The organism is Nocardia fodinahabitans, assembly GCF_052983615.1.
In genome coordinates, this window is record NZ_JBRJJC010000001.1 from 5,929,404 (window position 1) to 5,942,031 (window position 12,628).

The 12,628-nt window shown below is 72.1% G+C and carries 13 protein-coding genes; 3 read left to right on the forward strand and 10 right to left on the reverse strand.

Annotated features, from left to right (window positions below; genetic code table 11):
• Positions 1-10: 10 nt before the first annotated feature.
• The 9 genes from NV348_RS27885 to NV348_RS27925 all read right to left on the reverse strand — a co-directional run bounded on the left by NV348_RS27885 (position 11) and on the right by NV348_RS27925 (position 8,131).
• Positions 11-1,006, reverse strand: coding sequence for an ROK family protein (locus NV348_RS27885; protein WP_447149510.1), 996 nt, complete (start codon positions 1,004-1,006; stop codon positions 11-13).
• Entirely contained in the window at positions 1,003-1,857 is an 855-nt protein-coding gene (locus NV348_RS27890) for a hypothetical protein (protein ID WP_447149511.1), read from the reverse strand. Before NV348_RS27890 ends, NV348_RS27885 begins: the two co-directional genes overlap by 4 nt.
• Complete coding sequence (locus tag NV348_RS27895; protein WP_447151157.1) at positions 1,847-3,127, reverse strand: ArsA family ATPase; 1,281 nt, start codon at positions 3,125-3,127, stop codon at positions 1,847-1,849. The genes NV348_RS27890 and NV348_RS27895 overlap by 11 nt, the downstream gene beginning before the upstream one ends.
• Positions 3,124-3,561, reverse strand: coding sequence for an SRPBCC family protein (locus NV348_RS27900; RefSeq protein ID WP_447149512.1), 438 nt, complete (start codon positions 3,559-3,561; stop codon positions 3,124-3,126). Before NV348_RS27900 ends, NV348_RS27895 begins: the two co-directional genes overlap by 4 nt.
• 50 nt (positions 3,562-3,611) lie before the next feature.
• A complete protein-coding gene (locus NV348_RS27905; protein WP_447149513.1) occupies positions 3,612-4,007 on the reverse strand; it encodes a polyketide cyclase / dehydrase and lipid transport in 396 nt (131 codons plus the stop codon).
• 43 nt (positions 4,008-4,050) lie between these two features.
• Positions 4,051-5,178: a glycosyltransferase family 4 protein gene (locus NV348_RS27910; RefSeq protein ID WP_447149514.1), complete on the reverse strand. Its 1,128-nt coding sequence runs from the start codon at positions 5,176-5,178 to the stop codon at positions 4,051-4,053.
• A gap of 120 nt (positions 5,179-5,298) precedes the next feature.
• Positions 5,299-6,312, reverse strand: a complete 1,014-nt coding sequence (locus NV348_RS27915) for a hypothetical protein (RefSeq protein ID WP_447149515.1) — start codon at positions 6,310-6,312, stop codon at positions 5,299-5,301.
• Between the two features lie 7 nt (positions 6,313-6,319).
• Positions 6,320-7,333, reverse strand: a complete 1,014-nt coding sequence (locus NV348_RS27920; RefSeq protein WP_447149516.1) for an NlpC/P60 family protein — start codon at positions 7,331-7,333, stop codon at positions 6,320-6,322.
• A gap of 228 nt (positions 7,334-7,561) precedes the next feature.
• Positions 7,562-8,131 (reverse strand): C40 family peptidase, encoded by a 570-nt coding sequence (locus tag NV348_RS27925; protein ID WP_447149517.1) that lies wholly within the window; start codon positions 8,129-8,131, stop codon positions 7,562-7,564.
• A 576-nt stretch (positions 8,132-8,707) separates the two neighbouring features.
• Here NV348_RS27925 and NV348_RS27930 point away from each other — a divergent pair.
• The 3 genes from NV348_RS27930 (at position 8,708) to NV348_RS27940 (ending at position 11,511) form a co-directional block, all read left to right on the forward strand.
• A complete protein-coding gene (locus NV348_RS27930; protein WP_447149518.1) occupies positions 8,708-10,609 on the forward strand; it encodes a DEDD exonuclease domain-containing protein in 1,902 nt (633 codons plus the stop codon).
• Between the two features lie 70 nt (positions 10,610-10,679).
• Entirely contained in the window at positions 10,680-11,231 is a 552-nt protein-coding gene (gene trpF, locus NV348_RS27935; RefSeq protein ID WP_447149519.1) for a phosphoribosylanthranilate isomerase, read from the forward strand.
• A gap of 4 nt (positions 11,232-11,235) precedes the next feature.
• A complete protein-coding gene (locus NV348_RS27940) occupies positions 11,236-11,511 on the forward strand; it encodes an Lrp/AsnC family transcriptional regulator (RefSeq protein ID WP_218717263.1) in 276 nt (91 codons plus the stop codon).
• A 13-nt stretch (positions 11,512-11,524) separates the two neighbouring features.
• Here the strand turns inward: NV348_RS27940 and trpD are convergent, their stop codons facing one another.
• Positions 11,525-12,586, reverse strand: a complete 1,062-nt coding sequence (gene trpD, locus NV348_RS27945; RefSeq protein WP_447151158.1) for an anthranilate phosphoribosyltransferase — start codon at positions 12,584-12,586, stop codon at positions 11,525-11,527.
• Between the last annotated feature and the right edge of the window lie 42 nt (positions 12,587-12,628).

Below are 12,628 nucleotides of genomic sequence, written 5' to 3' on the forward strand. Positions count from 1 at the left end.
GTTGTGACACTCATCTCCCGGTGCGACCCGCCACCGGCGTGTCGACCGCGGCCCTGGCCAATTCGGCCGCGCCGATCATGCCCGCTGCCTCTCCGAGCTGGGTGGTGCGCAGTCGCGCCAGGGGGCGGTGCCCGGCACCGGTGACCGCGCTCGCGTAGTGCTCGCGCGCCTCGTCGAGGAACAGCGGCGCCGAACTGCTCACGCCACCGGCGATCACCACCAGATCGGGATCGAAGATGTCGCTGACGAAGGCCAGGCCGAGCCCGAGCCAGCGCGCGAAATCGGCCATCACCCGGACCGCGAGCGGATCGCCGTCCTGGGCCGCGCCCGCCACCCGGCGGCCGGTCAGCGAGCCGGGATCGCGGATGACGTCCCTGGCGAGCACCGAGCGCACCGGATCGGTGGCCAGCAGTTCGATCGCGGTGTCGGCCAGCGCGGTGCCACTGCAGTAGCGCTCCCAGCAGCCGCGCTTGCCGCAGGCGCAGGCGCGGCCCTCCGGCACCACCTGCAGATGCCCGAGTTCGGGGGCGACGCCGTGGCTACCGCGGTAGAGCTTTCCGTCGATGAGCAGGGCGGCGCCGATGCCGGTGCCGATCGCGACCAGGACCACGGTGTGCCCGCCCGCGGCGGCCCCGAAGTGGTACTCGGCCCAGCCCGCGGCGTTCGCGTCGTGCTCCAGGATCACCGGCAGCCCGAGCCGCGCGGTCAGCCGCTGCGCGACCGGGGCGTCCTGCCAGGGCAGGTGCGGCGCGAACCGGACCGTGGAGCGGTCCTCGGAGATGAAACCGGCGACGGCCAGGCCGACCGCGGCGATCGGGTGCCTGCCCGCCAGTTCGCGGACCGCGCGGTCGATGGCGTCCTCGAGCGCGCGTGCCGAGTGCGGCGTCGGTGCCTGCACGGAATCGAGTAGCTCGCCCTCGGCGTCGACGACCGAGGCGCGGATGTTCGTGCCACCGACATCGACGCCGACGGTGAGCAGGTGTTGACGGTCGATCCGCTGTGTCATCCCCGGATCGTCACCGGAATATCGACATAACGCGAGCGTGGCGCGCGGGTGGGCCGTGATCGATCGTCGCCGGGACGCTCGGCGTTCTCGGCCTGGTGCGGCGCCTGCGTCGCGAAGAGGCCGGTGCCCGCGTCGTTGTCGGCCGGGACGTGCGGGCCCGCCGCGGTGCGGGTCGGGGCGCCCGGTGGCCGGGGCGCGGTGTATTCGTCGACCCGGCGTGGGCGGGGGGTGCCGTCGGGACGGGCCGAACCCCAGCGGAGGCGGGATCGGGGCGCGGTGTCGGGGTGTTCGTCCGGGGCGGAGCGGGACTCGTCCGCGGGATCGGCCGGGGTCGCCGAGCCGCTGTCCGGACCCGCGGCACCGTTGTGCTGCCCTCCGGTGCCGGCGGCAGACCGGGTGCCGTCGCCGGACGCCGGGGCGTGGCCGTGGGCGCCGTTGTGCGGCCCTTCGGTGCCGTGACCCGGTCGGGCGTCGGTGGCGCCGTGCTGGTGAGACCACGCGGGATCGTGCGAATCATGGTGTGCGGCAGCGTATTCAGCCCACTCCGGCGGTAGCACCGGCTCCACGGGGACACCGGCGAGCGCTTCGCGCAGCACCGTCACCATCGAGGTGCCGTGCTCGGCGAGGGCGGCGACCACGTCGTGGTGGTCGCCGCGCACCAGCGCCGCGGCCGCGCAGACCGGGCACCAGGCGCAGCCGCCGAGATCGGCCTGCCCGTCGGCGGCGGTGCGGCGCAGCACCGGTTCGACTCTGGCCAGCAGCACTTCGGCCAGCAGCCGCAGCTCCTCGGTGAACTCGGCGAAGCCGTCGGGGTGGTGGCCGCGGCGGTCGGACTGGGAGTCACTGCTCATCTGCGGTGGCCTTCGTGTAGTTCGGATCGGCGGGCCAGAGCTGCGGATCGGGCCGGAAGCGGACCACGAGATGACCGTCGTCGAGTTCGGCGCCCGCCACCGTGCAGCGTTGCAGCACCGGCGCGAGCCGTACGCGTGTGCGTACCCCGTCGGCTCCCACGATCAGATCGTCCTCCACTCGGCCCAGCCGCAAGGTGCCGGGATCGACCACCGGCAGCCGCATCCGCATCGCGTACACGGAGTCGACACCGGAGCCCGACTCCCATCGAACCATCGGTTCGCCCGATTGTGCGCTCTGAGCGTGCGGGCCGGGCAGCGTGTCGACCGCGTAGGAGAACGCGGACAGCGAACTCAGTCCGGCCGGCTCGGCACCCGCGTGCTGGGCGATCAGGATCGGGACGTCGGTGATCTGCTCGTGCAGCCGCGCCACCACCTCGAGCTGCTCGGCGCGCCGGTTCAGGTACCAGTGCACGGCCGGGTGGGCGTTCTCGCCGGGCGGGGGCACCTGCGGCAGCACCTTGTTCACCACCACCGCGTCCAGCCGCAGGCCGAGCAGCGCGGCCGCCGAACGCACGCGCCGGGACTCGGCGACGGCGACCTGTTCGGGACCGGTGATCAGCCGGGCGCTGGTGCGGGTGCGATCGGCGAGCAGGTCGCGGACCCCGGTGACGGCGCCGACGATCCGCTCGACCGTGGCGGCCAGCACCGCCTTGCGCAGGTCGGGGCCGATCGCGCTCATCGTGCGCGCGTGCCGCGGCCAGAGCCGTTCGAGGTAGGTGAGCAGGGTGTCCGGCGCGGTGACCAGACGCAGCATGTCGGCCGAAGGCGGGCAGTCGACGACGACGACGTCCCAGTCGTCCTCCTCGGTGAACTGGGCGATCTCCACCAGCATCAGCAGTTCCTGCACGCCGGGCAGGCCGGTCAGCTCGGCCGGATCGATCGCGGTCAGGTCGACGCCGTGATCGTGGCCGCCGCCCTTGGCCAGCATCCGCACCACGTCGCGGAACCGGTCCTCGAGCAGGGCGAGGGAGTCGATTTCGATCACCTCGAGTCCGGGCGCCACCCTGGCGACCCCGGCGACGGTGCCCGGATCGTGCGGGAAACGGAATCCGAGCGCGTCACCGAGCGAATGCGCCTGGTCGAGCGAGGCGATCAGCACGCGCTGCCCGGCGCGGGCGTAGGCCATGGCCGTCGCGCAGGCCAGCGTGGTCTTGCCGACTCCGCCCTTGCCGACGAACAGTTCGACGCGGGTACCGCCCGGGGCGCTCAGCCCTCGACCCGCTTCTTCAGTTCCTTCAAGGCCGTATCGGTGATCACCTTCTCGGCCTTCCGCTTGAACATGCCGATCATCGGGATGTTCAAGTCGACGGTCAGCTGGTAGACCACCTCGGTGCCGCCGTCGGGCCGGTCGCGCAGTTCGTAGCTGCCGTCCTGGGCCTTCTGCAGGTCACCGCTGAGCAGCCGCCAGCTCACCGCGTGGCCGTCGGAGCGCCAGGTGTAGGCCAGCACGTAGGTGTCCTTGACGACGCCGGCGTCCAGCACGAATCGCGCGGTCGCCGCCCGGCCGGCGGCGTCGGTGTCGAGCACCTCGACCGACTGCGCGGCCGCCACCCATTCCGGATAGGACTCCAGGTCCGCGATGACGGCCATCACCTGCTGCGAGGGCGCCTCGATGACGATCGATCTCTGGGTCCGGTCGGCCATGGCGGACAACGGTTCCTTTCCTGCGGGACGAGCGGTCGGTGCCGGTGGTGTCAGGACGCCGCGGCGCCCACGGGCGCGACGCCCGCGGGTCGACCGGCCTCGAGCCGTGCCTTCAATTCGAACGACATGTGCTTGCCCGCCACCCGGCGGGCCCGATTCGCCGCGGTCAGCGCGCGCGGGGTCAGCGGCTTGGCGACGGTGGGCTCGGCGTGCAGGAAGTAGTGCAGGATCGCGCCCTCGGGGACGGCCTCCAGCCACACTTCCATGGTTCCGTCCAGCGGGCCCGCCACCGTCCAGCGGATGCCCTTGTCGCCGCGATCCTCCCGCACGTCGAGACGGAGATCGGGCCACCAGCGGCGCCAGTTGTTCGTGGCGCTCAGCACGTCGGCGATCGCGGCGGGCGGCGCCGCGAGAAAGGTCTGATCTGCGACCTGGATACTGCTCACCTCGCTGAGCGTAGTGGACGCCACACCGGACGCGGCCGGGGTGTCACCGCAGCAGCTCCCGCAGCCGGGCGCCCTGGCGGTCCCAGTGCCAGTTCTCCTCCACCCACGCGCGCCCGGCGGCGCCCATGGCGGCCGCCTTGTCGCGGTCGGTGAGCAGCTCGACGAGGGCGTCGCTGATCTGCTCGGCGGAGCGTCCGTGCACGACCAGACCGGTCTCGCCCTCCCGGACGGTCTCGGGCGCGCCGCCGGAACTGCCCGCCACGACCGGCACCCCGGTGGCCGAGGCCTCCAGGTAGACGATCCCGAGGCCTTCGACGTCCAGCCCGGCGCCCCGGGTGCGGCACGGCATCGCGAACACGTCGGCGATGGTGTGGTGGGCGGCCAGCTCGCCCGAGGGCACCCGCCCGGTGAACACCACGGAATCGGTGACCCCGAGCGCCTCGGCCAGTCCGCGCAGCCGGATCTCGTAGGGTCCGCCGCCCGCGATCACCAGGACCGCGCCGTCGACGCGTTCGCGGATCTCGCTCATCGCCACGATCAGCATGTCCTGACCCTTGCGCGGGACCAGGCGCGACAGGCACAGCACAGTCGGCCGGTCACCGAGGCCGTAGCGGGCGCGCAGTTCGGCGCGCGCGCCCGGGTCGGGCCGGAACTCGGCCGGGTCGACGCCCGGCGGCAGGTACTCCAGCGCGGCGCGCGGACCGAACGCCGAGGCGAACCGGCCCCGGGTGTACTTGCTGACATAGGTGACGACGTCGGTGTGCTCGCCGATCGAGCGCAGCACCTGCCGCGCGCCGGGCAGCATCGACCAGCCGACCTCGTGGCCGTGGGTACTGGCCAGGATGCGCTCGGCGCCCGCGCGCCGCAGCATCGGCGCCATCGCGGCCAGCGGGGCGGCCGCGCCGAACCACACGGTGTCGCAGTCGTGTTCGCGCAGCAGGTTGCCCGCGCGCTTGATCACGCCCGGAGTCGGCAGCATGAGCGTCGTGGGATGCCGAACGACGCGGAACTTCTGCGCGGCGTCGAACTTCTCGTGGCTGTCACCGCGCCAGCGCGGCGCGTAGACGACCAGGTCGTCCGGCGGCAGCTGATCGGCCAGCGCGTTGAGATAGGACTGGATGCCGCCCGGCCGAGGCGGGAAATCATTGGTAACCAGCAGAGTTCGGGCCATAAGTGAACAACCTAATAGGTGAGTGTCACGGAGTGACTCGATGAGGGGTGGTGGTCGGGCGGCGGGTGGGCGAGTGTCACGGAGTGACTCGACCAGGGGTGGTGATCGGGCGGCGGGTGGTCAGACGGCGCGGCCCCGTAACCAGGCGCGCCAGCCGTCGAGCAGATCGGCGCGCGAGGTGCCGAGCACGGCGGCGAAGGCGGCGTCCTGGGCTGCGGGGGACTGTGGGCCGGTCGCGAGCTTCCTGTACAGCGCGGTGAGAGCGGCCGGGCCGTAGCGGTCGGCGAGGAAGGCGCACGCGCTCCAGGCCGATTCGTAGGCGTAGGGCGCGTCGGTGCCGGTGAACTCGGCGTCGCCGATCAGGTCGGTGGGCAGGGCGCCCGCGCGCAGCCGGGTGGTGAGCGTGGGGGCGATCTGGGAGAACGTGGTGGCCCCGGCGCGCTGCGCGACGTACTCGGCGTAGCCCTCGACCAGCCACAGCGGCGCGCCGTCGGCGGTGGCCGCCCTGGTCGCGACGTGGGTGAGTTCGTGGCGCAGCAGCGTCGCCATGCCCTCGTCGCCGACCCGGCGGCGGGCATCGGGGTTGAACACGATCCGCTGGTCGGTCGGCCGGGTGCCGGGCACGTAGGAGCCGGTGAGCGAGACCGCGGCGACATCGGCGCCGGTCGAGGCGCCCGCCGCCCTGGTCAGTGCGGTGAACTCGGTGGGCGTGCTCGCGACGACGAGCACCGGCGCGCGATTCCAGTCAGTGCCCCACGCGGTGCTCACGTCGGCGATCGCCGGGGCGAGTTCCTTTTCGAGGACGTCGATGTCGCTCCGGTGCCCGGAGTGGGCGACCACGAGTGCGTCGGCGTCGCCACCCGCGGCGACCCGGCGCACCAGGATCGGCCCGAACGGCTGCAGCTCGCGGCGGACCGGGGTCAGCCGGGGGTCGTCGATGTCGGCGGTGGTGTCGAGCACCTCGGCCTCGTCGGTGGCCAGCTGGAGCGGACCGGCGTTGCGCGGCACCAGGATCAGTGCGACGCACGCCCCGGTCAACAGGGTGACCGAGGCGAGCGTGAGCGCGAATTCGAGGCGGCCGTTGGCCGAGAACCAGGATCGTAGGCCGGACGCGCGGCGGGACGGATCGGTCACCGCCGGCTCAGTATCGCCGGGCCGAGTGGAACGGGGTGGTGTTGATCGGCGCGACAGCGACCGGGACGCCGAAGGTGGAGGCGTGCACCATCATGCCGTTGCCCGCGTAGATCCCCACGTGCGAGATCTCGGGGTAGAACAGCACGACGTCGCCGGGCTGCAGGTCGTCCTTGGCCACCGGGGTGCCGAAGTTCGCCTGCTGGGAGCTGGTGCGCGGGACGTTCTTGCCGACCTGCTTGAAGGCCCACTGCACCAGCCCGGAGCAGTCGAACCGGTCGGGGCCGGTGGCGCCCCAGACATATGGGTCGCCGATGCGGGTCAGCGCGGCGGCCAGCGCGCTGGTGCCGCTGCCGGGGACCAGGCCCTGCAGCAGGGAGTCGCGATCGAAGCCGGGCGGGAAGGGCGAACCGGCCAGGGTCGACTTGTCCTTGGCCGAGAGCGCGCCCCAGGCCTCGACGACCTGGGTGGTGGCCACGCTGAGATCGGCGCGCTTGCGGTCGACGTCGGCGCGCACGGCCTCGGCGGCCGCGGTCGCGGCGCGGGCGGTATCAGCGGCCGCGCGGGTCACGGATTCGGCGGCGGTGGCCGCGTCGGCGGCCTTCTTGAACTGGCGCACGCCGTCGGCGGTCTGCTGCGCGAGCACATCCAGCGTGGACATCTTGTCCAGCAGCTGCTGCGGTGAGTTGCTCGACAGCACCGCGAACATGCGATCGGTGCGCGCGCCGGTGTAGGTGGCGATCGCGGTGCGATCGATCATCGGCTGGAACTTGCGGACCTCGGCGCGGGCGGCGTCGGCGACGGCGGTGCTGGCGGCCAGCTTGTCGTCGGCCTCGCGCTGGACGGCCCATTTGGCGTCGAGATCGGACTGCGCGTCGAGCGAGGCCTGGTTGAGTGCCTCGGCCTGCCGGGAGAGGTCGATCATCCGGGCGATGGCGTCACCGGCGGTGGTCGGCAGGGCGACCGGATCGGCGAGGGCGGGGCCCGCGGCGTAGGTGGCGCACACCAGGATCGCGGCGGACATGGCTCCGGCGATGCCCCGCGCAACGCGTGGGTTCCGGTGGTGGTCAGTCACAGTGCGCCGTGCCCCGTTCTCTCGATGTCCGCCGATGCAGCGCCTTACCCGAACCGGATCCTCTCGTCCGCTGAGAAGGTCTCGATCAGGTTACGGAACCGCGTATGCCCGTGTCCAGTAGGCCACGGAAGGGTCACGGTGCGCCCTTCCCCGCGAACGACGCACCGTACCCGTCGATCAGAAGCGGCGAGCGCCCGCGAACGGCATCGAGGAGACCGACGCGACGTGCACCGGGCTGCCCGAGGTGGCCGCGTGCACGACGTTGCCGTCGCCCGCGTACAGGCCGGAGTGGCCGCCGCCGTAGAAGGACACCAGGTCGCCGGGGCGCAGGTCCTCGAAGGAGACCGGGGTGCCCGCACCGAGCTGGGCGCCGCTGGTACGCGGCAGCTCCATGCCCGCCTGCCGGTAGGCCCACTGGACCAGACCCGAGCAGTCGAAAGCGTCCGGGCCCGCGGCGCCGTAGACGTAGGGGGAGCCGACCTTGCTCAGCGCGGCATCGAGGGCGATGTCGGCGGCGGTGGCGCGCGGCGCGGTGAAGGCCTGCGGGACCGACGGGGTCTCGATGCCGGGGATACCCTGCGGCAGCGGGATCTCGTTGGGCACCTCGAAGGTGCCGATACCGGGGACGGTGACCGGCGTCGCCGACGCGGGAGCGGCCGGCAGGAGGAACGCGCCGATGGTGGCAGCGCCGACGGCTCCGGCGGCAACGGCTCGCTGCGCCTGACGCTTGACGGTGTTGGTCGCCATGATGCGGGTACTTCCAATCTGCCCCACGACGCCGTGTCCGTTTGACGCGGCGGGCTTCATCCCGTCGAACCGTTCGTGGCCGAGTGGACTCCGTGAGGTCTCGAAAAGGTTACGAAGACATCACGGTGGTTTGTAAAGTCGGACATCGGTCCGAAAGGCAATTCGGGCGATCCGCCCGAACATTCCGTGCGAGCTGCGTCACACCAATCACGAAACGATAACGCCAGGTCGGCTTCGGGGAGCTTCCCGGCCGCTACCCGGCGCGTCGTGGACGGCTTGATCGCGGCCTATTGGTCTACCCCTAGGGGTTAATCCCCAGGTCGCCTCCGCTCGTCGGCTGTCGAACCGGTCGGTCGCCCAGTCGTGCCCGCGGGCGGCGCGCCGTGCGCTCCGGCGGCCTTGGATCGGTAATCGGTCTTACCCGATGAAATTCGCCCCGGTCATGTGATGTTCGGCAAACTGTGAGCCCGGTCTCATTCGGGTCTGCTCGAGGTCATTTTGTTCGCATCGGAACGAAAGTCTCGCGGTGAATTGCCGAGGGCGAGCGTGTCGGACCCTCGTCCTACGCTGCTCGCCGTGCCCGATCCTGTTCCGCTCCCGGCTGCCGCGCGTCAGCTGGCCTTCGACGAACTCGACACACCGCTGTACGACACCACCTTCGTCGTCGTCGACCTGGAAACGACCGGGACCAGCCCGGACGGGGACTCGATCACCGAGATCGGAGCGGTGAAGGTGCGCGGGGGAGAAGTGCTGGGGGAGTTCGCGACCCTGGTGAATCCGGGGTTCGCGATCCCGCCGGCGATCGTGCAGATCACCGGGATCACCACCGCGATGGTGTACGAGGCGCCGCGGATCGAGGCGGTGCTGCCCGGCTTCCTCGAGTTCGCCGCGGGCGCGGTCCTGGTGGCGCACAACGCCCGTTTCGACACCGCGTTCCTCAAAGCCGCGGCAGCCCGGCAGGATATCGACTGGCCGAACCCGCAGGTGCTGTGCACGGTCAAGCTCGCCCGGCGGGTGCTGACCCGCGACGAGGCGCCCTCGGCGCGGCTCGGCGTGCTCGCTCAGATCCTGGGTGCCTCGACCACGCCGACGCACCGCGCCCTCGACGACGCCCGCGCCACCGTCGACGTGCTGCACGCGCTGATCGGCCGGGTCGGCAACCAGGGCGTGCACAGCCTGACCGAGCTGCTCGACTACCTGCCCGGCGTCACCGGAACCCAGCGCGCCAAGCGCACTTTCGCCGGCGATCTGCCGACCGCGCCCGGCGTGTACCTGTTCCGTGGACCGTCCGATGAAGTCCTCTATATAGGGACGGCTGTCAACCTGCGCCGCCGCGTCCGCAACTACTTCACCGGATCGGAGACCCGCGGCCGGATGAAAGAGATGGTGGCACTGGCGATCCGGGTCGACCACGTGGTGTGCGCGCACGGTCTGGAAGCGGGGGTGCGCGAGCTACGTCTGCTGGCCGCGCACGCGCCGCCCTACAACCGCCGCTCGAAATTCCCCCGGCGCGGCTGGTGGCTCACCCTCAGCGACGAAGCGTTCCCCCGGCTCGTCGCGGTACGCACCCCGACACGAATCGCGCTGGGGCCGTTCGGTTCCCGAACCGACGCCGTCGACGTGGCGGCGACGATCGCCGAATTCGCCGGCCTGCGGACCTGCGCCACCCGGCTCACCCGCGCGGCGCGACACACCTGCCCGCCCGCGGTCGTCGGCGGCTGTCCGGCCGCGCGCCCCGCGGCCGACCTGGACGCCACCGGCTACGCCCCGGCCGTCGACGCGGTGCGCGACCTGCTCACCGGCCGCTCCGACGCCCTGCTGCGCGCGATGCTCGACCGCATCGAAACACATTCCACCGCTGAACATTTCGAGGCAGCCGCCCGCCTGCGTGACCGCGCCGCCGCCGTCGTCACCATGCTGCACCGCACCCAGCGCCTCGCCGCACTGGCCCGGCTCGCGGAACTGATCATCGCGCTGCCCGACGGCGCGGGCGGCTGGGAGTTCTCGGTGATCCGCTACGGCCGCCTCGCCGCCGCGGGCACCGCCCGGCGCGGCACCCCGCCCATGGCGGTCGTCGACCAGATCGTCGCGGCCGCCGAAACCGTCATCCCTGATCTGGGTGACGCGGGCGCCGCCCACGGCCGGTCGGTCGGTGCCACCACGCCGATGGCTGTCACGGCGACGGCAACCGCCGTCGATACACCCGCGCCCTACGCGGACATGGCGGACACCGGCGACGCTCGCTTCGGCTGCGGACTGCTACCCGACGACGACATTCCCCCCTTGCGCGGCGCGCCCCCCGAGGAGGTCGGCGTCATCGCCCGCTGGCTGGCCGAGCCCGGCGCCCGCATCGTCAGCACCAGCGAGGGCTACCGCGAACCCCTGCACGGCGCGGCCCGCTGGAAGGGCTGGGCCCAGCTGGCCCGCACCGCCGCCACCACGCTCAGCCCGGAGGAGCGATACCTGGCCGAACGGTGACCGCGCGCCCGGAGGATCATGGAACCGCCTGTCACGCCCGGTGACGGCGGAAGAAAGGGCGAAGGCGCGAATGTTCGTGAAGGTGTGCGGCCTGACCACCGAGGAACAGATCGACTGGGCCGTCGAGCTCGGCTACTCCGCGATCGGCGTCATGGCCACGCCCAAGAGCAAGCGGTACCGCACGCCCGCGCAGGCCCGCGCCCTCGCCGGCTACGCGCGCGGCCGGATCACCACCTTCGTCGTGGCTCTGGCGGCCGCCGAGGTCGCCGAGGTGGCCGACGCCTTCGACGTGGTGCAGCTCTACCAGTGGGCCGACCTGCCGAATCTCGCGTTCTGCTCGTCCACCCCGCCCGCACCCGAACAGACCAGCGAGTACTTCTTCTACGACGCCAGCGCGGGCTCCGGGATCTTCGAGGAGTTCCCCGACTGGGTGCGTGCGCTGCCGGGCAAGGTCGTGCTGGCCGGCGGGCTCGACGCCGACAACGTCGCCGACACCATCGCCCGGCACCGCCCGTACGGCGTCGACGTGTCCAGTTCCGTGGAATCGGCGCCCGGGGTGAAGAGCCTGGACCTGATGCGACGGTTCAAAGCGGCCACCGAGCGCCCCGAAGTTCTACGCTGATCCCATGATTACCGCGATCGTGCTGATCCAGGCCGAGAACTCTCGTATCCCCGAGACCGCGCAAGCCCTCGCCGACACCGCCGGAGTCGCCGAGGTGTACTCCTGCGCCGGTGACGTCGATCTGATCGCGATCGTGCGGGTGCGCGATCACGAGCGCATCGCCGAGGTCGTCACCAGCGGCATCGACAAGGTGCCCGGCGTGGTGCGCACCACCACCCACATCGCCTTCAAGTCGTACTCGAGCGCCGACGTGGAAGCCGGATTCTCGCTGGGGGAGTGAGGCTTTCGCGCGCTCAGGACTCGTCGAGGACCTGGGTGAGCTCGGCCCAGCTCTGCAGCAGCTTCGCCGCCGCGCCGCTGTCCACCGCGGCGGCGGCGCGCTCGAGCCCGCCGGTCAGGGCGGCGTCCAGATCCAGGTCGACATCGCCCGCGCCGCGCGAGAGGTCGTAGGCGACGATCGCGGCGGCCGAGTTGAGCAGCACCGCGTCGCGCACCGCGCCCGGCGCGCCCGCGAACACTTCGCGCGCGATGCCCGCGTTGACCACGGCGTCACCGCCGCGCAGCGCGTCCAGGTCGACGCGGGGAATCCCGAGCCGGATCGGATCGAGCACGGTCTGCCGGATCCGCCCGCCGCTGACCACCCACACGTCGGTGACGTCGGAGGTCGTGATCTCGTCGAGCCCGTCACGGCCGCGCACCACCAGTGCGCTCGCGCCACGCTCGGCGAACACTCCCGCGATGACCGGCGCCAGGTCGGCGAACGCGCAGCCGATCAGGCCGGCGCGCGGCTGGGCGGGGTTGGTGAGCGGGCCGAGCACGTTGAACACGGTCGGGATGCCGATCTCCTTGCGCGCCGGACCGGCGAAGCGCAGCCCCGAGTGGAACAGCGGCGCGAAACAGAAGCCGATCCCGGCCTCGCGCACCGACCGCGCCACCGACTCCGGACCCAGCGCCAGCTTCACGCCCAGCGCCTCGAGCACGTCGGCGCCGCCCGCCTTGGACGACGCGGCCCGGTTGCCGTGCTTGACCACCGGCACGCCGGCGGCCGCCACGACCACCGAGGACATGGTGGAGATGTTGACCGACCCGGAGCGGTCGCCGCCGGTGCCGACGATGTCGACCGCGTCGCCGTCGACGTGCACCAGGCGGGCGTGCCCGAGCATGCCCGCGACCATGCCGGCCAGCTCGGTCGGGGTGGGGCCCTTGATCTTCATGGCGACGCCGAAGGCCGCGATCTGGGCCGCGGTGGCGTTGTCGGTGAAGATCTCGTCGATCACCCAGGTGGTGTCGTCCGCGGCCAGGTCGCCGCCGTCGGCGAGGGTTCCGAGCACCTGGGGCCAGCTGCGCACGCTCATCTGCTCCGCATCTCCGTTCGACATCGCCATCGCGCAACTCTG